General features: G+C 45.3%; 20 protein-coding genes and 1 tRNA gene. 19 read left to right on the top strand and 2 right to left on the bottom strand.

What is annotated here, in order from left to right; genetic code table 11:
• Window positions 1-17 precede the first annotated feature (17 nt).
• The 3 genes from CZ502_RS10110 (at window position 18) to holA (ending at window position 3,781) form a co-directional block, all read left to right on the top strand.
• The gene (locus CZ502_RS10110) at window positions 18-503 is read left to right on the top strand and encodes a ComE operon protein 2 (RefSeq protein WP_076462179.1); all 486 of its coding nucleotides are present in this window, start codon (window positions 18-20) and stop codon (window positions 501-503) included.
• Window positions 504-602: 99 nt separating this feature from the next.
• Window positions 603-2,774, top strand: coding sequence for a DNA internalization-related competence protein ComEC/Rec2 (locus CZ502_RS10105; protein ID WP_076462372.1), 2,172 nt, complete (start codon window positions 603-605; stop codon window positions 2,772-2,774).
• On the top strand, window positions 2,744-3,781 hold the full coding sequence (holA, locus tag CZ502_RS10100; RefSeq protein WP_076462177.1) for a DNA polymerase III subunit delta: 1,038 nt from the start codon (window positions 2,744-2,746) through the stop codon (window positions 3,779-3,781). The genes CZ502_RS10105 and holA overlap by 31 nt, the downstream gene beginning before the upstream one ends.
• Window positions 3,782-3,948: 167 nt before the next feature.
• On the opposite strand, the gene rpsT is transcribed toward holA, so the two are convergent.
• Window positions 3,949-4,203 carry a 30S ribosomal protein S20 gene (gene rpsT, locus CZ502_RS10095; protein ID WP_076462174.1) on the bottom strand — a complete coding sequence of 85 codons (255 nt, stop codon included), beginning with the start codon at window positions 4,201-4,203 and terminating at the stop codon, window positions 3,949-3,951.
• A 257-nt stretch (window positions 4,204-4,460) separates the two neighbouring features.
• Here rpsT and rpsO point away from each other — a divergent pair, with 257 nt between their 5' ends.
• From rpsO to CZ502_RS10055, 8 genes are all read left to right on the top strand, one after another.
• Entirely contained in the window at window positions 4,461-4,730 is a 270-nt protein-coding gene (gene rpsO / locus CZ502_RS10090; RefSeq protein WP_076462171.1) for a 30S ribosomal protein S15, read from the top strand.
• A gap of 215 nt (window positions 4,731-4,945) precedes the next feature.
• Window positions 4,946-6,733 (top strand): ribonuclease J, encoded by a 1,788-nt coding sequence (locus CZ502_RS10085; RefSeq protein ID WP_076462169.1) that lies wholly within the window; start codon window positions 4,946-4,948, stop codon window positions 6,731-6,733.
• A gap of 117 nt (window positions 6,734-6,850) precedes the next feature.
• Complete coding sequence (locus CZ502_RS10080; protein WP_076462370.1) at window positions 6,851-7,756, top strand: hypothetical protein; 906 nt, start codon at window positions 6,851-6,853, stop codon at window positions 7,754-7,756.
• 176 nt (window positions 7,757-7,932) lie between these two features.
• Window positions 7,933-9,123 (top strand): elongation factor Tu, encoded by a 1,191-nt coding sequence (tuf, locus tag CZ502_RS10075; protein ID WP_076462167.1) that lies wholly within the window; start codon window positions 7,933-7,935, stop codon window positions 9,121-9,123.
• Window positions 9,124-9,315: 192 nt separating this feature from the next.
• Window positions 9,316-10,620: a trigger factor gene (gene tig, locus CZ502_RS10070; RefSeq protein ID WP_076462165.1), complete on the top strand. Its 1,305-nt coding sequence runs from the start codon at window positions 9,316-9,318 to the stop codon at window positions 10,618-10,620.
• 160 nt (window positions 10,621-10,780) lie between these two features.
• Window positions 10,781-12,031 (top strand): ATP-dependent Clp protease ATP-binding subunit ClpX, encoded by a 1,251-nt coding sequence (gene clpX / locus CZ502_RS10065; protein ID WP_076462163.1) that lies wholly within the window; start codon window positions 10,781-10,783, stop codon window positions 12,029-12,031.
• 12 nt (window positions 12,032-12,043) lie between these two features.
• Window positions 12,044-12,634 carry a ribosome biogenesis GTP-binding protein YihA/YsxC gene (gene yihA / locus CZ502_RS10060; protein WP_076462161.1) on the top strand — a complete coding sequence of 197 codons (591 nt, stop codon included), beginning with the start codon at window positions 12,044-12,046 and terminating at the stop codon, window positions 12,632-12,634.
• Between the two features lies 1 nt (window position 12,635).
• Window positions 12,636-12,935 (top strand): nucleoside triphosphate pyrophosphohydrolase family protein, encoded by a 300-nt coding sequence (locus CZ502_RS10055; protein ID WP_076462159.1) that lies wholly within the window; start codon window positions 12,636-12,638, stop codon window positions 12,933-12,935.
• A gap of 129 nt (window positions 12,936-13,064) precedes the next feature.
• On the opposite strand, the gene CZ502_RS10815 is transcribed toward CZ502_RS10055, so the two are convergent.
• The gene (locus CZ502_RS10815) at window positions 13,065-13,208 is read right to left on the bottom strand and encodes an SPJ_0845 family protein (protein WP_200804234.1); all 144 of its coding nucleotides are present in this window, start codon (window positions 13,206-13,208) and stop codon (window positions 13,065-13,067) included.
• Between the two features lie 142 nt (window positions 13,209-13,350).
• Between CZ502_RS10815 and uvrC the strand changes: the two genes are divergently transcribed.
• The 8 genes from uvrC (at window position 13,351) to CZ502_RS10015 (ending at window position 22,209) form a co-directional block, all read left to right on the top strand.
• Window positions 13,351-15,162, top strand: coding sequence for an excinuclease ABC subunit UvrC (gene uvrC, locus CZ502_RS10050; RefSeq protein WP_076462157.1), 1,812 nt, complete (start codon window positions 13,351-13,353; stop codon window positions 15,160-15,162).
• 66 nt (window positions 15,163-15,228) lie between these two features.
• A complete protein-coding gene (gene obgE / locus CZ502_RS10045) occupies window positions 15,229-16,545 on the top strand; it encodes a GTPase ObgE (RefSeq protein WP_076462155.1) in 1,317 nt (438 codons plus the stop codon).
• 26 nt (window positions 16,546-16,571) lie between these two features.
• Complete coding sequence (rnz, locus tag CZ502_RS10040; protein WP_076462153.1) at window positions 16,572-17,501, top strand: ribonuclease Z; 930 nt, start codon at window positions 16,572-16,574, stop codon at window positions 17,499-17,501.
• Between the two features lie 18 nt (window positions 17,502-17,519).
• Window positions 17,520-18,353, top strand: a complete 834-nt coding sequence (locus CZ502_RS10035; protein ID WP_076462151.1) for an SDR family NAD(P)-dependent oxidoreductase — start codon at window positions 17,520-17,522, stop codon at window positions 18,351-18,353.
• 90 nt (window positions 18,354-18,443) lie between these two features.
• Window positions 18,444-20,771, top strand: coding sequence for a single-stranded-DNA-specific exonuclease RecJ (gene recJ / locus CZ502_RS10030; RefSeq protein ID WP_076462149.1), 2,328 nt, complete (start codon window positions 18,444-18,446; stop codon window positions 20,769-20,771).
• A gap of 17 nt (window positions 20,772-20,788) precedes the next feature.
• The gene (locus CZ502_RS10025; protein WP_076462147.1) at window positions 20,789-21,307 is read left to right on the top strand and encodes an adenine phosphoribosyltransferase; all 519 of its coding nucleotides are present in this window, start codon (window positions 20,789-20,791) and stop codon (window positions 21,305-21,307) included.
• 125 nt (window positions 21,308-21,432) lie between these two features.
• Entirely contained in the window at window positions 21,433-22,041 is a 609-nt protein-coding gene (locus tag CZ502_RS10020) for a hypothetical protein (RefSeq protein WP_076462145.1), read from the top strand.
• A gap of 80 nt (window positions 22,042-22,121) precedes the next feature.
• Window positions 22,122-22,209 (top strand) — tRNA-Ser (locus tag CZ502_RS10015).
• The last annotated feature ends 54 nt before the right edge of the window (window positions 22,210-22,263 follow it).

Genomic DNA, 22,263 nt, shown 5'->3' with positions numbered 1-22,263 from the left:
TTAAAGGAGTGACGATTATGAAAAAACGGATTGACTGGGACCAGTATTTTATGATCCAAGCAGCACTACTGGCATCGCGCAGTACTTGCAACCGCCTCTCGGTAGGGGCAGTATTAGTTCGCGACAAGCGGATCATTGCCGGCGGCTATAATGGTGCGGTTGCTGGGGATGAACACTGCCTGGATGAGGGATGCTACTTACGTGACGGTCACTGTGTCCGGACAATTCATGCGGAGATGAATGCCCTCTTGCAGTGTGCTAAGTTTGGGATTTCTGCCGATGGGGCCAGCCTGTATGTCACGGATTTCCCGTGCTTACAATGCACCAAGAGCCTGTTGCAGACGGGGATTCGGGAGATCAACTACATCCGTAATTACCACAATGACGACTATGCAATGAAGCTAATTGACCTAAAAAAGGTCACGCTACACCAAATCAAATTAGACGATAATATTCTTGAAGAAGTGGACCTGGATCAATACATTAATCCAGAGCAGAAGTAAACGATCCAACACCGATGGATTTTTCCGGCAATCACCGCCGGCCTGGTAACTGTTAGTTTCTTTTCCGCCCACTGGCTCGGGCTGCTTTTATTGTTTTTCATGTGGCGGATTGTAACGTTAAAGCAACCGGCATTGCTACTACTGACAGTGGTGATTTGTGGGGTAACGTTTTTCTTTTGTGTTGGTCGGCAATGGATGTGGCAGCAAGATAGTAAAGTTGGCCCGGTCACCCAGATGGTATTAGTTTACCCTGATGAACTAACGGTTAAGGGGAATTTCATGACGGCTGTCGGAAAGGACCTGACGACAAACAAGCGCGAATCGCTAACGATGACAGTCAAGAGTGCGCAAGTTGCAAGGGAGTTAGCGGAGTCAACACGGCCAGTCATTTGGAAGATCAGCGGAAAAATGCAGCCATTTTTGCCTAATACAAACGAAAACCAGTTTAACTACCAACGTTACAACTATCACCGTCGACTTACCACTCACGTTCAAATTAATGAATTGCAAGAAGTAGTCCCAGTTGAAAAAATGGGGATTGTTGGTAACTGCCATTACCGCCGTGCGTGTCTTAGCCACTATTTTGCTACCATGCCTTCGCCACTAGATTCTTATTGCCTGCAATTAATTGTTGGTAAAGCGAGTGAAGAAACCACCGACCTACTTGCTAGTGTCAAAAAGCTCGGTTTACTGCACTTATTTTGTATTTCTGGTATGCATGTTGTGTTGCTGACGGTCCTTTTGCGCAAACTATTAGTGTACTTGTGGTGGGACCGGGAAGTAATTGACTGGCTATTAATCTGTTTACTGCCGTTATACCTAATTATTGGTGGTGGGGCGACGAGTTTGATTCGGGCAACAATTATGGCAGAAATGGGCCTTCTCCACCGGTATCTTCACCTGGATGCGCTAGATGGGTGGGCAATCAGTCTGCTGGCGGGGCTGGTAATTGACCCGTTACTGCTGTTGACCCTTGGTGGCCAGTTGAGTTACCTGCTATCGTTTATGCTCCAAGTATTACCACGGCAGTTAACATCGTTTAAGCAGGCGGTGTTGTTAAACTTGGTTAGTGTGCCGAGTATTTTGAGCTTTGTATATGAACTCCATCTACTGAGTTTTCTTGCCAGTTACGTTGTAATCCCCGTCTTTGCGGTTGTTATCTTCCCGGCGGTGATTATTGCTGCTTGCTGCTACTGCTTTATGCCGGCAGTGACTTACCTAATTAATGACGGCTTATTGATTTTCCACCGGCTTCTTGACTGGTGTTCTCGGTTGCCAGGAGAAATTCTTTTTGGAAAGCCACCACTGTTTCTGGCACTACTGCTCTTTATTCTAACGATTTATGCAAGTGATCACCGTTCCTTGAAACGGGTGTGGCTAATGGTCGCAGGCACCTATTTACTGACGATGGCGCTTATCCACGTTCCACTTAAGGGGGAGGTAGTCTTTTTTGACATCGGCCAGGGGGATGCAATTATTATTCGGGAGCCGTTTAACCGCCAGGTGTTACTGATTGATACCGGTGGAAAGGTCAATTTCGGTCGCCCGAGCTGGGCAAAGCCTGTCAGTAGTCGCGATGATGGTGAGCGGATAATTGTTAACTATTTGAAGAGTCAGGGGATTGACCACCTTGATACAATTTTCCTAAGCCATCACGATGCGGATCATATCGGCTACTTGCCATCAATCTTGGCTCATTTAACGGTCGACCAGATTGTTGTCCCCGCAGGGATGGAAAAGCAACCAGCGCTCTTGAAGCGGTTAGCTGAAGGGACTTCCCGACCGTCGTTGGTCCCCGTAACGGATCAGGTCCAACTGCAGACGCTCCCGTTACAAATTTTGCATCCTTTTGCCCCGGGAGAAGCGAAGAACGAGGACTCGTTAGTTCTTGCAGGGCAGTTTGGTGGGGCGCGCTTTGTCTTTACCGGTGACCTTGATCGTGAAAATGAAAAGAAGGTTATGGAAAAGTATCCTAACCTGCGGGCAGATATTTTAAAATTAGGCCATCATGGAAGTAAGACTGCCTCTGATCCGGTATTTCTCCGCCAATTGCAAGCACAGTATGGGATTATTTCAGCTGGGCGGTTTAACCGTTACCACCACCCCGATGACATTACGATCACGAATTTACGGCAGGCAAATATCATTCCCCTGTCGACACAACAGTATGGAATGATAAAATATAGCTATTACCGTGATAAGGGAAAAATTAAGACTTACTTGAGAGGGGATGAATTAAAATGGACATTACCCAGTTGTCTCAGCAATTAAAGACAAAGACGCCAGCAATGGTGTACCTGGTTTTAGGAACGCAGCAGGTCTTGCAACAACAAGCAATTGATAGTTTTATTAACTTGATTCCGGCTGATGAGCAGGTGATGAATGTTGGCCGCTATGATATGGAAGCGACGCCGTTAGCAGTGGCCCTAGATGATGCGATGGCCGCTCCATTCTTTGGTGAACGGCGGTTGGTGATTATCAATAAGCCGTACTTTTTAACCGGTGAAAAAAAGCGCTCGAAAATTGACCATGACCTGGACAGTTTGAAGCAGTATTTGGAACACCCGGAGCCGACAACGGTGTTGGTTTTCGCGGCACCATACGAGAAACTTGACGGCCGCAAGGGGATTGTTAAACAACTAAAAAAAGTAGCAGTCCAAGTCGATGCGGCTCCGTTAAACGAACAACAAGCCCGGCAAAAAGTAGTTGCCCAGTTGGCGCAAGATAACTTTCAAATTAGTGGGGACGCGTTAGATGAGCTTGTTCAGCGGACTAATGCTGACTATGGGATGATGGATGCTAACCTAGCAAAACTGAAGCTCCTCGCTTACCAGGAAAAGGCAATCGACAAGCAGATGGTGGCATCATTAGTGCCCCAGTCGCTTGATGAGAATGTTTTTGACCTCGTGACAGCGGTCCTCGGGCATAATCAGGTGCGGGCTTTAGACCTCTATCGACAGTTGTTAGCGGGGCAGCAGCAGCCGTTACGGATCAACGCGGTTTTAGTTAGCCAGTTTCGGCTGCTAATTCAGATTAAGGTGTTGAGTAAGCGGGGGTTGAGCCAGGGCAACCTAGCTAGTCAGCTAAATGTTCACCCCTACCGGGTCAAATTAGGCCTGCAAACGGTTCGGCAATTTTCACTAATCGCGCTAGAAAATGCCTACTTAGGACTAATTCGGATTGAACAGTCACTCAAAACGACCCAGCGCGACCCAGCATTATTATTTCAACTGTTTATGCTGCAATATTCACAGCAAAAACAGCAGCCGGGCGCTTAAGGTAAAGTGCTGGTTAGCTGTTAGGGATTTTTTGCTGTTACATTGGCTTTGGCAGTTACGGTACAACCTACGGTAAAAAATCAGCGGCCAGGGGAATGGTGATTTCCCTTGGCCGCTTAAAATATTTAAAAATAAAAAAGCAACTAAACTAATAGTTGCTTTTTTATTTACTTAGCGTAACGTGCTGAGAGACGTGACTTGTCACGTGCAGCCTTGTTAGCCTTGATAAGGCCCTTAGAGTGGGCACGGTCGATTGCTGAGATAGCAGCCTTGTATAAATCATCAAGGTTATCTGCGCCAGCGAGCTTAGCCTTGTCGAACTTCTTGATAGCAGTCCGCATGTGGCTTAATTGTGAAGCGTTACGTGCTTCAGCTTTTTCACTAGTCCGAACACGTTCAATTGCTGATTTGATAATTGGCATGAGTTTCACCTCCGATACCCGATTTTCAGTTGACCAGAATTTTCAACATTTGTCATTATACAAAAGACTCGCTAGCAATGCAATAGCTAACGAGGGGTGAACGTGAAATTTCATGAAATTAGTTGCATTTATTGCCTTTTTTATGTATATTGATAGAGGTCGCAAAAGCGATTATGCCTTCTTCTCAGTTTAGCGATCCTCACCGACGTTATACTTAGAACTGAGGCGGACATATATTTGAAAGGTGGGAAAATAGCATGGCTATTTCAAAAGAACGTAAAAACGAAATCATCAAAGAATTTGCAACTCACGAAGGTGACACTGGTTCTACCCAAGTTCAAGTTGCTGTTTTAACTGCAGACATCAACGAATTGAACGATCACTTACGGACACACAAGCATGATTACCACTCACAACGTGGTTTGATGAAGAAGATTGGTCACCGTCGTAACCTCTTAGCTTACTTACGTCGGACTGACTTAAACGCATACCGTGACCTTATCCAAAAGTTAGGTTTGCGTCGGTAATATTATTTACCAGCGGCTGGGCATTCTGCTCGGCCGTTTTTTTGTGGCCATTTTTACTGCCTAATCCAGATTTGGGTGATCCGTTTGTTTTTATTCCAATATCCGCCGTGGTTGTGGTAAGATGTTTATAGCTATTATGAACGATCTAAAATTCTTATTGGTACGTACTTGTGCTAATAAGGGGTTCAAAACTAAATATCAAAGGAGCCAAATCAATGGATAATAATATTAAAATTATTCCTTTTGGTGGTGTACGGGAAAACGGAAAAAACATGTACGCCGTTGAAGTAGAAGACCAGATCTTCATCTTGGATGCTGGACTGAAGTATCCAGAAAATGAACTGATGGGAATTGATGTCGTAATTCCAGACTGGGAGTACCTACGTGAACACAAGGACAGGATTGTCGGGGTATTCTTGACACATGGGCATGCGGACTCAATTGGGGCCCTCCCATACTTTTTGATGGACTTTAATGTTCCAGTATTCGGTAGCGAGATGACGATTTCCCTCGCAAAGTTAGCCGTTAAGAGCCATAAGGAAGTTAAGAAGTTTAAGGACTTCCATGTTGTTGACGCGACAACAGCAATTGACTTTAACGATGTGACGGTGTCCTTCTTCCAGACAACTCATACTATTCCCGAGACCTTGGGGGTTGTCTTAGAGACGAAAGCGGGTAACATCGTTTATACCGGTGACTTCAAGTTTGACCAAACTGCCAAGAAGGGTTACCAGACAGACCTTGCGCGGTTAGCGGAGATTGGTTCACAAGGGGTCCTTGTCCTGCTTAGTGATTCAGCTGGGGCAGGCATCACTGGTGCATCAACGCGGGAACAAGATATTGGTGAATACATCAAGGAAACATTTAAATACCAAAATGGCCGGATTATTGTTGCCAGTGTTGCGTCCAACATCATGCGGGTCCAGCAGATTATTAATGCGGCAGTAGCGGTTGACCGTAAGATTGTCTTATCTGGTGAAGATATTGAACAGATTATCGACACGGCAATGCACCTTGGTAAACTGCAACTACCAAAAGACCTGTTTATCAGTCGTAAGGAAGCAGACAAGCTTGAACCAAACCAGGTTGTTATTTTAGAGACTGGCAAGATGGGTGAACCAATTAAGTCACTCCAGCAGATTGCTAATGGTGACAACCCGAACTTGCAGTTATCTAATACAGACCTTGTTTTCGTAACGACTACGCCTTCCTATGCCCAGGAAACAGAGGTCCAAAAGACGAAGGATATGATCTACCGGACGGGGGCCGAGGTTAAGTTTATTTCTGATGACCTTAATCCGTCAGGGCATGCTAACCAAAATGATGAACAGCTGATGCTCAACTTTATGAAGCCGAAGTTCTTTGTTCCAATTCAAGGTGAATACCGTTTACTCGACCGTCACGCGGAATTAGCCGAAGAAATTGGTGTTCCGAAAGACCACATCTTCATCCTTAACAAGGGGGATGTCTTAACTTATAAGAATGCTAAGTTCCACGTTGGTGAGCATATTGACGTAAGTAATACCATGATTGATGGTACTGGGGTGGGGGACATTGGAAACATTGTTCTTCGTGACCGGCGGGTTCTTTCCGAAGATGGGATCTTTGTCGTGGTGGCTACGATCGATCGCAAGAAGAAAAAGATCGTTGCTCGGCCACAAATTACCTCCCGTGGCTTTGTCTTTGTTAAGACTAACCGGCAACTAATGAACCAGAGTGCGGACCTGGTAGAAAAGATTGTCCAGGAAAATCTTGATCAAAAAGAATTTGACTGGAGCCATCTTAAACAAGATGTTCGCGACAAGTTGAACCGTTTCCTGTTTGATCAGACAAAGCGGCACCCAGTTATTCTTCCCGTAATTATGGAAATTAACCAGCATGCACGGAAGAATAAAAAGAATAACAGTGGTGAAAAGAAAGAAGCACCTGCGAAAAAGCAGCGTCCGACTAAAGAACACCACCGTGGCCGCGGTAAGAAACGGGCAAACAAAGAAAATAAATAATTAAGATGGGGGCTGGGATACCAGCCTCTTTGCCGTTTAAACATAGGAGACGAAAACGTGCTAGTGAGTCAGGATTAGGACGCTGTGCAAAGGATGTTCGGTGAAAGGGTGAACAAGATGAATGAGGAGCAACAAGCTAGTTTTCAGCAGGCAAAAGAATTACTTGCTAAAGAGCAGTGGCAACCAGCAAGCGAGGTGTTGGAAGGGCTAGTCAATGATGTTGATTCGCCAGTTGTTGGCCGGTTGACGATTATTGCTCTTTATCATGCCAAGCAGTATACCAGGGCATGCAGTTACTTATTTGAGTACCTTGACTTAATGGTTGAAGAATTGGCGGATGCGCAAATAGCGGTGGATATTTTTGTCCAAAATGAATTATTTATCCTTGCCCGGCAAGTGGTAAACAGCCTTCCAGAATGGCGCGCTCAATTGATGCCACTAATTGAAGCGGGCGAGCAAAGAACGGAATCAAAATACCAGGAGACAATGCAGACACGGCTACGTGACTTTTACCATCTTGGTGATTATCCGTTACCGGAACAGCAAAGTCGGTTACAGGCAGCATTCAAACTGCCGCTTGCGGAGTTTTTAACCGGGGCAAAATTTCTCTTACGTGACCCGTTTACCCACCCCCTGGTTAAGTCTAGTTTAGTTGAACTCTTGTGCAAGTTACGGGTGGATGAGCAGGTGACTTACTACTGGTTGGATAAAAAAGAATACCCGGTGGTCCCGACTGCGTTAGTACCGTTAAAGGACCATCCACTGGTGATTGCTGGAAAAAGGGAGATCAACCATCAAATTGGTGATCAAAATCCACAGACAGCGCAGGCGGCAGTTCAAGAATTTCAGCTCCAGGTGATGTTCTTGTACCCGCGGCTGGAGACGGTAATTACTGATGTTGATGTCTGGGTTGACCTCTTGATTGCGCGGCTTGAGGGACAAAAAATCAGTGTCCCAACAAGGGTGAGTGAGTGGCAAGAGCGCTTGGCAACAATGATTGATGAATTAATAGAAAAACATTAGTCAAATTCATTTACAAATGACAAGATAGTTGATATGATATTTAAGAATTCTTCTTCAGAGCCTAAGATTAAAGCTTTCAATTGGCGAAAAGAAGTTGTACAATATGTATAAGGTGTGTCAGTCATTATAAATGGTGACTGGCATTATACTTGTAAATTAACAGGAGGTTTTCATTAATGGCTGAAAAAGAACATTATGAACGTACAAAGCCCCATGTAAACATTGGTACTATTGGCCACGTTGACCATGGGAAGACTACTTTAACTGCTGCTATCACTAAGGTATTGGCAGAAAAGGGATTGGCAAAGGCAGAAGATTACGCTGATATCGATGCTGCTCCAGAAGAAAAGGAACGTGGTATCACTATCAACACTGCCCACGTTGAATACGAAACTGAAAAGCGTCACTACGCGCACATCGATGCCCCAGGACACGCTGACTACGTTAAGAACATGATCACTGGTGCTGCACAAATGGATGGTGCTATCCTTGTTGTTGCCGCTACTGATGGTCCTATGCCACAAACTCGTGAACACATTCTTCTTGCCCGTCAAGTTGGTGTTGAATACATCGTTGTATTCTTAAACAAGACTGACTTGGTTGACGATGATGAATTAGTTGACTTGGTTGAAATGGAAGTTCGTGACTTACTTAGCGAATACGATTTCCCTGGTGACGATATTCCAGTTGTTCGTGGTTCTGCCCTCAAGGCTCTTGAAGGTGACGAAGAACAAGAAAAGGTTATCCTTCACTTGATGGATGTTGTTGACGACTACATTCCAACTCCAAAGCGTCCTACTGACAAGCCATTCATGATGCCTGTCGAAGACGTATTTACTATCACTGGTCGTGGTACTGTTGCTTCTGGTCGTATCGACCGTGGTACTGTTAAGGTCGGTGACGAAGTTGAAATCGTTGGTTTGACTGAAGACGTTCTTAAGTCAACTGTTACTGGTTTGGAAATGTTCCACAAGACTCTTGACCTTGGTGAAGCTGGGGACAACGTTGGTGTACTTCTTCGTGGTATTTCACACGACCAAATCCAACGTGGTCAAGTTTTGGCTGAACCAGGTTCAATCCAAACTCACAAGAACTTCAAGGGTGAAGTTTATGTTATGACCAAGGAAGAAGGGGGCCGTCACACTCCATTCTTCTCAAACTACCGTCCACAATTCTACTTCCACACAACTGACGTTACTGGTACTATCGAATTACCAGATGGTGTAGAAATGGTTATGCCTGGTGATAACGTTACATTCACTGTTAACTTGCAAAAGCCAGTTGCCCTTGAAAAGGGTCTTAAGTTCACTATTCGTGAAGGTGGACACACTGTTGGTGCCGGTGTTGTATCAGAAGTGTTAGACTAATTTCAAGTGCAATTAGCACTAAAAGACTTGGGTTTTACCCGGGTCTTTTTTTTTATGAAAAAATCAAAATAAAGTCATGATAATTGGGCAATGAGTTGCAATTACTTGTCGCCTACGGTAAACTAATAAAGTATGTAAAGACTGGTGATTATTAGTCATTAGTCAAATTGATTTGTTATTGGAGGAAATAAAATGTCAGCAAAATGGGAACGCGATAGCGATGCCAGCAAAGGTACATTGACATTTGAAATTGATGTCGACACTATTAACAAGGGGATTGACGAAGCTTTCGTAGAAACTCGTAAGAAGATCACTGTTCCGGGATTCCGGAAGGGTCGTGTCCCACGTCAAATCTTTAACCAAATGTACGGTGAAGAATCACTTTACCAAGATGCGTTAAACAATGTATTACCTGATGCTTACAATGAAGCTGTTAAGGAAACTAACATTTCACCAGTTGATCAACCAAAGATTGACATCAAGAGCATGGAAAAGGGTCAACCATGGGTAATTACTGCTGAAGTTGACGTTATGCCAGAAGTTAAGTTAGGTGACTACAAGGGAATGGAAGTTCCTGCCCAAGATACTGCTGTATCAGACGCTGATGTCGATGCTGAAATCGAAAAGAAGCGTCAACAACAAGCTGAGCTTGTATTGAAGGAAGACAAGCCAGCTGCCAAGGGTGACACTGTTGTTATCGACTACGAAGGTAGCGTTGATGGTGAAAAGTTTGATGGCGGTTCCGCTGACAACTACTCACTTGAATTAGGTTCAGGTTCATTCATCCCTGGTTTTGAAGACCAATTAATCGGTCACAATGCTGACGAAGATGTTGATGTTAAGGTAACCTTCCCAGAAGATTACCACGCAAAGAACCTCGCCGGTAAGGATGCTATCTTTAAGGTAAAGATTCACGAAATCAAGGAAAAGCAATTACCAGAACTTGATGATGACTTTGCTAAGGATGTTGACGAAGATGTTGATACCCTTGATGAATTAAAGGCAAAGACTAAGAAGCAACTTCAAGAAGACAAGGAAAACCAAGCCAAGGCTGCAATTGAAGATGCTGCTATCAACAAGGCGGTTGAAAACGCTGAAATCCAAGACATCCCACAAGCAATGTTGGATGATGACACTAACCGTCAAATGCAACAATACTTAGCAGGAATGCAACAACAAGGAATCAGTCCACAAATGTACTTCCAAATCACTGGTACAAAGGAAGAAGACTTGAAGAAGCAATTCGCTAGTGACGCAGCACAACGGGTTAAGACCAACCTTGTCTTAGAAGCAATCGTTGATGATGCTAAGTTAGACGCAACTGAAGACGAAATTGCTGAAGAAGTTAAGAACCTTGCTAAGCAATACGGGATGGAAGAAGATGCTGTTAAGAAGGCATTATCAAACGAAATGCTTACTCACGACATCAAGATCCGGAAGGCTGTTGACTTGGTTGCTGATTCAGCAAAGCAAGTTAAGGATGCTAAGAAGGACTAAGCATCTAACAAGTAATTATTTAAATTACGGGAAATGTCCAATCAACGCGATTGGACGTTTTTTTTATCACTAATTAGCAAAATTACCAAGCTCCTTTAGTCGAAATTAGTCAGTAATTTTGTTATTATGTTTGATAGTAAATCTTAGAGGAGGTCCACTTATGTTTGAAGATACCAGTGGAATGGATTCAGTTCATTGTTCGTTTTGTGGTAAGTCCCAAGACGAAGTGAAAAAAATTGTTGCTGGTCCTGGTGTTTACATTTGTAATGAGTGTGTCGACTTATGTAAGCAAATCATTGACCAAGAACTAGCAGAAGATGAAGCGCAAAAGGCTTTTCGGGTTCCAACTCCTGAAGAAATCGTTAGCGACTTGGATGATTACGTAATTGGCCAGGGTGATGCAAAGAAGACCTTAGCAGTGGCAGTTTATAACCACTATAAGCGGGTCAATGCGATGATGACCGGCGATAATAATGATACAGAATTGCAAAAGAGTAACATTGCGGTGATCGGGCCGACTGGTTCGGGGAAGACCTACTTGGCCCAATCGCTGGCCCGGATTTTAAATGTACCATTTGCAATTGCCGATGCGACGACCTTGACGGAGGCTGGTTATGTCGGTGAAGACGTTGAAAACATCATCTTGAAGCTTTTACAGGCAGCGGACTTTGATGTTGAACGGGCAGAAAAGGGAATCATCTATATCGATGAAATTGATAAGATTGCGAAGAAGAGTGAGAACGTTTCAATCACCCGGGATGTTTCTGGTGAAGGTGTTCAACAGGCACTCTTAAAGATCCTGGAAGGAACGATTGCCAATGTTCCGCCGCAGGGTGGTCGAAAGCATCCCCAACAAGAGTTTATCCAGGTGGACACTAAGAACATCCTGTTTATCGTAGGGGGAGCTTTTGACGGAATTGAAACAATCGTCAAGGAACGCCTTGGTGACAAGACGATTGGTTTCGGAACTGACTCGCATGAAGCAGACGAAGTCACTGAGAAGAACATTTTGCAACACGTCATTCCGGAAGACCTATTAAAATTTGGGCTAATTCCAGAATTTATCGGCCGCCTGCCAGTATTAACAGCCTTAGAAATGCTTGATGAAGATGACCTTGTCCGGATCCTTACTGAACCAAAGAATGCCCTTGTTAAACAATATCAAGAGTTGATTCGGCTTGACGGCAGCCAGTTACAGTTTACCGAAGGGGCTTTGCGTGCAATGGCCCAATTAGCGATTAAGCGCAATACCGGTGCCCGGGGATTACGGTCAATTATTGAAGACGTAATGCGTGACGTGATGTTTGACCTCCCAAGCCGGAAGGATGTTGAAAAGGTTATTATTGACAAGCGTTGCGTAACCCAGCATAGCGATCCGAAGTACGTAATGAAAGACGAAAAGGCATCATAGGAGAAGATGACCATGGAAGTTCATAATGTTGATTTAACAATCAGTGCGGTCAGTGATGAGCAGTATCCTAACACGCCTTATCCAGAAATTGCCTTGGTTGGACGGTCAAATGTTGGGAAGTCCTCGCTAACTAATGTTTTGATTAACCGCCGTAACTTTGCCCATACGTCAAGCCAACCAGGAAAAACGCAGACGCTTAACTTTTACAATGTTGAAGAGCAATTGTACTTTGTCGACGTTCCTGGCTATGGCTATGCGAAGGTTTCAAAGAAGGAGCGGGAACGGTTTGGGCAAATGATTGAGCAATACCTAACCCAGCGTGAACAGCTTCAAGGCGTGATCGAATTAGTTGATGCGCGTCATGCACCGACTGCTGATGACGTTGATATGTATAACTGGCTTCGTTACTATAACCTGCCAACCTTAATCGTGGGAACAAAGATTGACAAGGTCAAAGCAAGCGCCTGGAATAAGCAAGTTAGTTTAATAAAGAAGACGCTACAAGCGGATAACGAGACGCCAATTATCCTCTTTTCTGCCGCAACCAAAAAGGGAAAAAATGAGGTATGGCAATGGATTGAAGAGCGAATGGGGAAGAATTAAATTGGACTTTAATGAATACCAAAATGCTGCAAAGCGGACATTATACGGTAATGAACAAGTGCTAACTAATTGTGCGCTAGGCCTGGCTGGGGAGTCTGGCCAGGTGGTTGATCTCGTTAAGAATTATACTTTTCGTGGGCGAAAGTTGGATCGCAACGAATTGATTCATGAAATGGGTGACGTTCTCTGGTACCTATCCCAAATTGCAGAATGGGCGGACATTCCGTTTGACGAAGTTGCAAGGGATAATATTGATGAGTTAAACCGTCGTTACCCAACGGGATTTGATAAGAAAAACTAAACACACTGGGAAAACAGCGAAAAGCAGTCCGCGGCGACGCGGCGCTAGCTGATTGTTTTTCCTGCGCATTAGAAACGAAGAGGCCGTGGAAAAAAACGTATTTTCCACGGCCTCTTTGTTTTGAGTGAACTATTTTTCTTCTTTTTTTGGCTGATCTTTTTCTTGCTGGTCCTTCTTTTTAAGGGTTACCTTTGCCTTTGGCTTCTTGGGGTCAACAGCAAATTGGTCAAATAACTTATCAAGTTGTTCATTTCTTCTAGTGACTAATCCCATTACACTTGCTCCTTTTCTGTCTTTTAGAAAATGCTAGCATAAATTTTTACAAAAGTACAATGGATAAGTCGTAGCACTTCTTTTGCCTTCCGCCAGCTTTTTCAGATATAATATAGTGTTAGTAAATTTTCGGAGGGGTACTATGGCAAGTGAACATATCGAACATAAACTAGCGTTGTTGCCAGATAAACCTGGCTGTTACCTGATGAAAAACATTAACGATCAAATAATTTATGTCGGCAAGGCGAAAAACCTAAAAAACCGGGTGCGGTCATATTTCAAGAGCAGTCACACTGGTAAGGTAGCCAAGATGGTGTCGGAAGTCGCGGACTTTGAAACGATTGTTACCTCCACCAATAAGGAATCATTTTTGCTTGAGATTACCTTGATTCAAAAACACCAGCCTTACTTTAACATCAAGCTGAAAAAGGGGACGGGTTACCCGTATATTAAGATTACCAACGAACGCGACCCGCAAATAAAAATTGTTAGTAAGGTAAAAAAGGATGGCGGTTACTACTTTGGCCCGTATCCGAATGTCTATGCGGCTGAAGAGACAATGCATTTTATCCAAAAGGTCTATCCGTTGCGCCGCTGTAATGGCTACCAGGGACGGCCGTGTTTGTATTACCACATGGGGCAGTGTCTGGGTGCCTGTTTTAAGCAAGTCCCAAGCAGTGAATATGATGCGCAGATTAAACGGATTAAGTCCTTTTTAAATGGGAACACCGCAACGGTTAAGCGCCAGCTAACCGCGAAGATGATGAAGGCATCGCAAGAAATGGAGTACGAACGGGCCGCAGAAATCCGTGACCAGCTACACTACATTGAAGTGACGGTCGAAAAGCAAAAGATTATTTCAAACGATAAGACACCGCGGGACCTCTTTAATTTCTTCATGGATAAGGGCTGGCTGTCCATCCAGGTATTCTTTATTCGGCAGGCTCGGTTGATGAAACGGGAAAAACGCCTTTTTCCAATTGTTGATACGGCGGAAGAAGAAATGACTAGCTTTATCCTCCAGTTTTACAACCGGCGGAATAATATCTTACCGCGGGAGATCCTCTTGCCGGCAGGGTTGCCAAATAAGGAAATCAGCGAAATCCTTGGAGTACCGGTCCGGACACCCGAGCGGGGAGAAAAACGGGACCTTCTTGAAATGGCGCATGAAAACGCAGAACTATCCCTGAATGAAAAGTTCCGGCTGTTGGAGATGGATCAAAGTAAGACTACTGGGGCAATGAAGGAGATTACCGACGCATTAGGGTTGCCGGCCGGTCACAAGATTGAGGCGTTTGACCACTCGCATATCCAGGGGGCCGACCCGGTCAGTGCCATGGTAGTCTTCGTCGATGGTGAACCGGCAAAGAAACTTTACCGCAAATACAAGCTTCAGACGGTCATTGACCATGCTGATGAAGCGGCAAGTACACGGGAGGTTATTCGGCGCCGTTACTCACGACTGCTAAAAGAGAATAAACCAATGCCGGACATGATCTTTATGGATGGTGGCCAAATTCAAATGGATGCGGTAAAAGATGTCTTAGAAAACGAATTAAACCTTGATATTCCAGTTATTGGGATGGTTAAAAATGATAAGCACCAGACAGCGGACCTGTTATTTGGCGATGATGACCAGCACGTTAATTTGGACCCACGGAGCCAGGGCTTTTACCTGGTTCAGCGGATCCAAGATGAGGTCCACCGCTTTGCAATTACTTTCCACCGGCGTGTCCACACTAAGCATTCATTGAGCTCACGATTAGATGAGATTAAGGGGGTTGGTCCGCGCACCCGGACAAAGCTTCTTAAAAAGTACGGCTCAATTACTAAAATTGCCCAGGCCCCGGTTGATGAGATCCATTCCTTAGGGATTAACCGGTCGACCGCGCAACTAATCAAGGTTTCGCTCCAGAAGAATGCTGAGGTTGCCAAGGGGAGCAGTCACGATTGATTTTGACACACTTAAATTTCTTAAATATACTAATAGTACTAGACTAAAGAACGGAGACACTCATTTATGAACACGTTTGTTGATCAAATAAAAATTGAAGTACATGCCGGTAAGGGTGGCGATGGAATGGTTGCCTTCCGTCGAGAAAAGTATGTACCCAATGGTGGCCCAGCTGGTGGTGATGGTGGCCGCGGTGGCAGTATTATCTTAAAAGTTGACGAAGGACTGCGGACGCTGATGGACTTTCGCTACCACCGGATCTTTAAGGCCAAAAACGGTGGTAACGGGATGAGTAAGCAGATGACCGGCCCAAGTGCGGACGATACAGTGATTGCGGTGCCACAAGGAACGACTGTCCGTGATCTTGATACTGGTGAAATAATTGGTGACCTAGTTGAAAAGGACCAGGAATTAGTGGTTGCCAAGGGTGGCCGCGGTGGCCGGGGAAACATTCACTTTGCCAGTGCCAAGAATCCAGCACCAGAAATTGCCGAAAACGGTGAACCGGGTGAGGACCACTATCTTGAATTAGAGTTAAAGATGCTGGCTGATGTCGGCTTGATTGGCTTTCCATCGGTCGGTAAATCAACTTTACTTTCCGTTGTCACCGGTGCTAAGCCTAAAATTGCGGCTTACGAGTTTACTACATTGACCCCTAATTTGGGGATGGTTATGCTCCCAGATGGACGTGATTTCGCGATGGCCGACATGCCCGGACTGATTGAGGGGGCCTCAAAGGGAATCGGGCTAGGCCTTAAATTCTTACGGCATATCGAACGGACACGGGTATTACTCCACCTGGTTGACATGAGCAGTGAGGATGCCCACCAAGCAATTGCGCGTTACCAACAGATTAACCATGAATTAGCTAATTATGATCCGGAACTACTAAAGCGGCCGCAAATTGTTGTTGCAACGAAGATGGATCTCCCAAACGCCACGGAGAACCTGCAAACATTTAAGGCAGACTTAGCAACCGATACGACCTTAGCCGATAAGCCACGGATTTTCCCAATTTCTGCGGTTACCCACCAGGGGGTTCAACAGTTGATGCAACTGACGGCGGACCTATTGGATAAGACACCTGCCTTTGATAGTGAGAGTCACGATAAGGAATTGGTTGCCGAATACAAGGCCGCTGCACCACAAAAGGAAGACAGCGCGGACTTCACGATTACGAAGGATGAAGATGGCACCTGGGTTCTTGGCGGTGAGAAGCTAATTCGCTTGTTTAAGATGACCGACTTGACGCATGAAGAAAGCCAGCTACGATTTGCCCGGCAGCTTCGCCACATGGGTGTTGATGATGCACTGCGGGCAAAGGGTGTCCAGGATGGGGACCTCGTGCGAATTGAAAAGTTTGTTTTTGAATTTATCCAGTAAAATTGTAGCAAAGGTAGGAAGAATAAATGCAGCTTGAATTTTTAGGAACTGGTGCAGGATCGCCGAGTAAACAACGAAACGTAACAAGCGTTGCCCTCCGCTTATTAGAAGAGCGCAACGCAATCTGGCTATTTGATGTTGGTGAAGCGACCCAGCATCAAATATTAAATACTACTATTCGCCCCCGCAAGATTGAAAAAATCTTTATCACGCACCTCCACGGGGACCATATTTTTGGCCTCCCTGGCTTGTTAAGTTCACGATCATTTCAAGGTGGGACGGAGCCACTCACGATCTATGGCCCCGTTGGCATTAAAAATTTTGTCTTGACTGCGCTACAAGTGAGTGAATCCCGGCTAAGCTACCCACTGCACTTTGTGGAGTTGACTGATGAGGGCGAAATATTTAACGATCATGGCTTCCGCGTTGTAGCAAGAAAGCTTGACCATAAGATCGCCTGCTTTGGCTACCGGGTTGAAGAAGCAGACCATCCAGGTGAATTGTTGGTTGATAAACTCCAGGCAGCTAATGTGCCGTCAGGACCAATCTACGGGCAACTAAAGGCTGGTAAAACAGTGGAACTTCCTGATGGCCGGGTCCTTGACGGGCATGACTTTATTGGTAAACCACAGCCAGGCCGAATAGTTACAATTCTTGGTGATACCCGACAGAATAAGAATGCGGTCTTGCTCGCCAAAGATGCCGATGTCCTTGTTCACGAGAGTACCTTCGCGAAGGACGAAGCAAAGATGGCACATAGCTACTACCATTCGACCAGTAAGCAGGCCGCCGAAGTTGCTAAAAAGGCTGGCGCAAAGAAGTTGCTGTTGACCCATATCTCGGCCCGGTATGCTGGAAAGGCTGCTTACCAGTTAGCATACCAGGTTCGGAATCTTTTCCCCGATACACGGGTAGTAAATGACTTTGACGTGATTGATATTCCATTCAAGAAATGAAAAAGGGATGTGTGAGAAATGTTAAAGAGAGTAAAAACATTGCGCTTTTTAAGGAATGAAGTTGTTTTAATAACGGGTGGCTCAAGCGGGATCGGGAAGGAATTAGCCCTTGAGGCCGCACGCCGGGGGGCAATTGTCGTTGTGACTGCCCGGAACCTAAACAAGTTACAAGATGTTGCGAAAAAGTGTCTGATTTTATCTGGCCGCCCAGCCTTTGCCTACCAGCTAGACGTAACTTCGCCAGACCAAATCGATGCGGTTCTCGATAAAATCCAACACGAGGTTGGGGGGATCGACGTATTGATTAATTCGGCTGGGCTCGGTGATTTTATTCCGGCAGTAAAGCAATCACAGCAAAAGATGACGCAAATGGTCAAGACAAACTTGTTAGCCTTGATGTATATTAGTCGGTGTGTTGCTAAGCAGATGATGAACCAGGGATACGGGGCAATTATTAACATGGGCTCGATTGCCGGAAAACTGCCAACCCCTAACAGTGCCATTTATTCGGCGACTAAGGCGGGAGTTATCCAGTTCGACAATGTCTTGCGGATGGAGGTCGCCGACTATGGTGTCCAGGTCTTAACGGTTAATCCGGGGCCCATCAACACCCCATTCTTTGATAAGGCGGATAGTGATTCGACATACCGGTCACACTTACCAAAGTGGCTCTTTATTTCGCCGGAAGACTTAGCCCGGCAGATTTGGAACAATGTTGGTTACAAGACCCGTGAAATCAACGTTCCAGGCTATGTTGCCTACCTTGGTTGGGCCTATCAGGTAATGCCAGGAATTGGTGACTGGGCGATTAAGAAGTTCTTTGACTTCCAACAGGATAAGAACGAACTATAATAATTTGAGGTTCAGAATGTTTATTTTTAACTTCTGAACCTCAATTAGCTTTATGATTTAAGGATGCAATGAAATGGTGGTTTAACTTAGATGGTGGATTCAAAATATAAATGGCAGCTAGCGCCAGCCCCGTCAGCAACAGCAGTGGGGAATTTAAGTAGTGCGCTAAAAGTTTCCCGGGTTCTTGCAACCCTTCTTGTGCAGCGGGGGATTACGTCCGCAGAGCAGGCACAAGACTTTTTTACGCCGTCAATGGAAACAATTCATGACCCCCACATGCTTCATGACATGGATAAGGCGGTTGAACGGATTGAACAAGCAGTGGCGAATAATGAAAAAATTACGGTATATGGTGATTATGACGCTGACGGCATCACAAGTACCGCGTTGATGTACGAGACACTTGAGATGGTGGGGGCTAATGTCAATTACTACGTGCCAAACCGGTTTACGGATGGTTATGGGCCCAATCTGGCAGCTTACCAGCGGTTGATTGATGACGGCACCCAGCTGTTTGTGACCGTTGACAATGGGGTGAGTGGCAAAGACGTGATTGACCAGGTGATGGCTGATGGTGTTGATGTTATTATTACTGACCACCACGAATTACCGGCAGAACTGCCGAATGCGGTTGCCATCGTCCATCCCCGTTACCCGGGCAGTGACTACCCCTTTGCTGATTTATCAGGAGTAGGGGTCGCTCTTAAAGTTGCCTGGGCATTAACGGATGAATTTCCGGTGGAGGAACTTGACTTGGTCGCAATTGGTGAAATTGCCGATGTGGTAAATGTAACTGACGAAAACCGTAGCTTAATTGCGTCCGGGATTCAGCAGTTAAAGCAGGGGATGCGCCCAGGACTTGCCGCGCTGATGAAGCTGGCCAATATTAACCCGACCAACCTAACCGGGCAAGATATTGGGTTTGGCATTGCTCCCCGACTCAATGCACTAGGTCGGATCGCTGATGCTAGTGAAGGGGTTGAACTCTTAACAACGCTTGACGAGAATGCTGCCCAGCAGTTAGCCCAGCGGGTCGACCAGGCCAACAAACAGCGGCAGGAACTGGTCGCCAATATTATGAAGGAAGCCACCCAGCAAGCAGCCAAAGCGGAAAACCAGCAAAACAAAGTCCTAGTGATCACTGGTGATGACTGGCACCAGGGGGTTTTAGGAATTGTTGCTAGTAGGATCATGAACCAAACCGGTAAGCCGACAATTGTCGCTGCTGTTGATAAGAGTAATCCGGATGTCTTAAAGGGGTCGGGGCGTAGTTTTGCTGACTTTAACCTCTTTAAGGCACTGGATCCTCACCGGGACTTATTAACGACCTTTGGGGGCCATCCAGCAGCCTGTGGGCTATCGATCGAACAGGGAAACCTTCCTGCTCTGCAAGCGGCATTGAACGCTGAAGCAGACAAGCAGCACTTTGATCCCACCAGCAAACAGCCCCTCGTTGTTTCCCAAGAAGTAATGCCGGATGAAATAAACGAGCAACTCTTCACCGAGATTCAGCACTTGGCGCCGTTTGGGCCGGGGAATGATGAACCACTTTTTATCATGAACGATGTCCGGGTTACCGATGTTAAGACAATGGGACAGGATCACCAGCACTTAAAATTTATGGTTGCTGGTGACCAGGGAAACATTACCGTGATTGCCTTTGGGGCTGGACAGTTAGCACCACTACTTGCCTCGCCAACTGGGAAGGTCAGTCTTGTCTTCAAGATCGGCATCAATGAATGGCGGGGGAAGCGGACGGTTCAGTTAATGCTTGAGGACCTGCAAATTACGGGAACGGTAGTGATTGATGAACGGACGAATAAGCTCAGTCCCCAGTTATTCACGAGTAATGACTATTATGTAGTGAATGACGATAAACTGCGGGAAAACATTACACCACACGTTACCCCGGGACATGTGCTCTCCGTTGCTGATGCGCAGCAAAAAGACTTTACTGATTGCCCAGTCACCCTTGTTGATTGTCCACCGAGCGCGGGAGAGTTACGGGACATCTTCACTAATGATAAAGGGCAGCCAGCCAGCATTCGGTTATTCTTGTACCAACGCCGGAGCGCTTACTTAGCAGGGATGCCGTCACGAAATGACTTTGCCATCCTTTACCGATTTATTTACCAGCAAAAGAAGCTTAATTGGCCACAGCAGCGCCGGGCAGTGAGTGAGTACCTAAAAATCAATGAAAGGCGATTAAATTTCATGATTCAAGTGTTTTCTGAGGCAGGATTTGTTACAATAGAGAGTGGCGTGTTGAGCTTTAGCCCAGATAATGAGAAGACTGACTTGACACAAACGAAGCGTTATAAAGAACAGCTAGCCCAATATCAGATTGAACAACAGTTATTGTTTAACGATGCTGCGACCGTTGCAAAATGGTTACTACAATTTCTTAATTTAAACTAAAGGAGACTATTTATATCATGGCTTTAGACCTTTATAAGTATGTTGCCAGTGTTCCTGATTATCCTGAAAAGGGGGTTATCTTTCGGGACATTTTACCATTGATGGCAGATGGTGCTGCTTTTAAGCAAGCAACTGATGAACTGGTGGATTATGCCAAGGACAAGAAAGTTGACATGGTTGTCGGTCCTGAAGCACGGGGATTTATTGTTGGTTGTCCAATTGCCCGGGAGCTCGGGGTTGGATTTGCCCCGGCACGGAAGAAGGGAAAATTACCGCGAAAGGCGATCAGTGCAACTTATGACCTTGAATATGGGTCTGCTACTTTGCAGATGGAAGCTGATGCGATTAAGCCTGGCCAACGGGTGTTAGTTGTTGATGACTTACTTGCAACTGGTGGGACCATCTCTGCAACCATTGATATGGTTGAGCAAATGGGCGGCGTTGTCGTTGGCTGTGCGTTCTTAATTGAATTAAAAGACCTTCATGGGCGTGACAAGATTAAAGACTACGACATGAAAGCATTGATGGAATTCTAATTGAGTAGCGGCCTGAAAAAGTGCCGCTTCTTTAATTTTAAAAACATTTTTATTAAGCCATTGCATCTTTGATGTGATTGCGCAACAATGACAGTATGTAATATGAAAAAGGAGCAAGTTATTTTATGATTTTCCTAGTAATAATGGGTGCGCTGTTTTTAATCCTTGGTGGATTTTACTTAGCAAACTCGTGGCAACAGTACCGTGAATGGAAGAGTGGGACGATCATTGTTGTCTTAAGTATTGCGGCAATCGTTTACGGGACAATTAATCTCCCATACTTTCACAAGGATAATAACCAAGCTAAGCAGGCAACCTCTTCGTCACAAGTTGCCCAGTCAGGGAATATCTCGTCATTTTCCAATAATTTTGCAATCGGCAATTCAAGCATGAATTCCGCCCAGCAGGAAAGTAAAGAAATGGCAGTCCTGCGGCAGATGCAAAAGGGGTACTCTAAGCTTGGGTCGGTTGATTACAATGAGGATAACAAGACTTTCCAAATTACCCCAACTGACGATAATACGGTTGAAGCACTGAATGCGTTGGCCCAAGACCCAAGCCAGGCTAGTGAAATGGGCTGGTCAAACCTGACGAAGTCAATCAAGAGTAACTCAGGTCAATTAACGAAGGCCCTGGGGAGTGGCTACTCAATCAGTATTATGAACCCTGGTGACTCAAGTAAGGCACTCTATACCGCAAAGGACGGGCAGATGACTTACGATATTGCTAACTAAAGTAAAACGGCGGGAATTAATTCCCCGCCGTTTTTACTTTACGCTTCTTGAGTTTTTTGTTACAATAAAAAAGTTGAAATGGAGACATACTCAAGTGGCTGAAGAGGACGGTTTCGAAAACCGTTAGGCGTGTAAAAGCGTGCGGGGGTTCAAATCCCCCTGTCTCCTTTAAAGACTAAAGCACCCGGTAAATGCTGCGATAACATTTACCGGGTGCTTTTT

Origin of the sequence: Limosilactobacillus caccae (assembly GCF_900156885.1) — a bacterium.
In the GTDB taxonomy this organism is placed as follows: Bacteria; Bacillota; Bacilli; order Lactobacillales; family Lactobacillaceae; genus Limosilactobacillus; species Limosilactobacillus caccae.
This window is presented reverse-complemented; position numbering and strand designations above follow the sequence as displayed.

Excerpts from the sequence above, each read along its gene's own strand:
- CZ502_RS10110 (WP_076462179.1), top strand. The coding sequence starts at position 18 with ATGAAAAAACGGATTGACTGGGACCAGTATTTTATGATCCAAGCAGCA.
- CZ502_RS10105 (WP_076462372.1), top strand. The coding sequence starts at position 603 with ATGTGGCGGATTGTAACGTTAAAGCAACCGGCATTGCTACTACTGACA.
- holA (WP_076462177.1), top strand. The coding sequence starts at position 2,744 with ATGGACATTACCCAGTTGTCTCAGCAATTAAAGACAAAGACGCCAGCA.
- rpsT (WP_076462174.1), bottom strand. The coding sequence starts at position 4,203 with ATGCCAATTATCAAATCAGCAATTGAACGTGTTCGGACTAGTGAAAAA.
- rpsO (WP_076462171.1), top strand. The coding sequence starts at position 4,461 with ATGGCTATTTCAAAAGAACGTAAAAACGAAATCATCAAAGAATTTGCA.
- CZ502_RS10085 (WP_076462169.1), top strand. The coding sequence starts at position 4,946 with ATGGATAATAATATTAAAATTATTCCTTTTGGTGGTGTACGGGAAAAC.
- CZ502_RS10080 (WP_076462370.1), top strand. The coding sequence starts at position 6,851 with ATGAATGAGGAGCAACAAGCTAGTTTTCAGCAGGCAAAAGAATTACTT.
- tuf (WP_076462167.1), top strand. The coding sequence starts at position 7,933 with ATGGCTGAAAAAGAACATTATGAACGTACAAAGCCCCATGTAAACATT.
- tig (WP_076462165.1), top strand. The coding sequence starts at position 9,316 with ATGTCAGCAAAATGGGAACGCGATAGCGATGCCAGCAAAGGTACATTG.
- clpX (WP_076462163.1), top strand. The coding sequence starts at position 10,781 with ATGTTTGAAGATACCAGTGGAATGGATTCAGTTCATTGTTCGTTTTGT.
- yihA (WP_076462161.1), top strand. The coding sequence starts at position 12,044 with ATGGAAGTTCATAATGTTGATTTAACAATCAGTGCGGTCAGTGATGAG.
- CZ502_RS10815 (WP_200804234.1), bottom strand. The coding sequence starts at position 13,208 with ATGGGATTAGTCACTAGAAGAAATGAACAACTTGATAAGTTATTTGAC.
- uvrC (WP_076462157.1), top strand. The coding sequence starts at position 13,351 with ATGGCAAGTGAACATATCGAACATAAACTAGCGTTGTTGCCAGATAAA.
- obgE (WP_076462155.1), top strand. The coding sequence starts at position 15,229 with ATGAACACGTTTGTTGATCAAATAAAAATTGAAGTACATGCCGGTAAG.
- rnz (WP_076462153.1), top strand. The coding sequence starts at position 16,572 with ATGCAGCTTGAATTTTTAGGAACTGGTGCAGGATCGCCGAGTAAACAA.
- CZ502_RS10035 (WP_076462151.1), top strand. The coding sequence starts at position 17,520 with ATGTTAAAGAGAGTAAAAACATTGCGCTTTTTAAGGAATGAAGTTGTT.
- recJ (WP_076462149.1), top strand. The coding sequence starts at position 18,444 with ATGGTGGATTCAAAATATAAATGGCAGCTAGCGCCAGCCCCGTCAGCA.
- CZ502_RS10025 (WP_076462147.1), top strand. The coding sequence starts at position 20,789 with ATGGCTTTAGACCTTTATAAGTATGTTGCCAGTGTTCCTGATTATCCT.
- CZ502_RS10020 (WP_076462145.1), top strand. The coding sequence starts at position 21,433 with ATGATTTTCCTAGTAATAATGGGTGCGCTGTTTTTAATCCTTGGTGGA.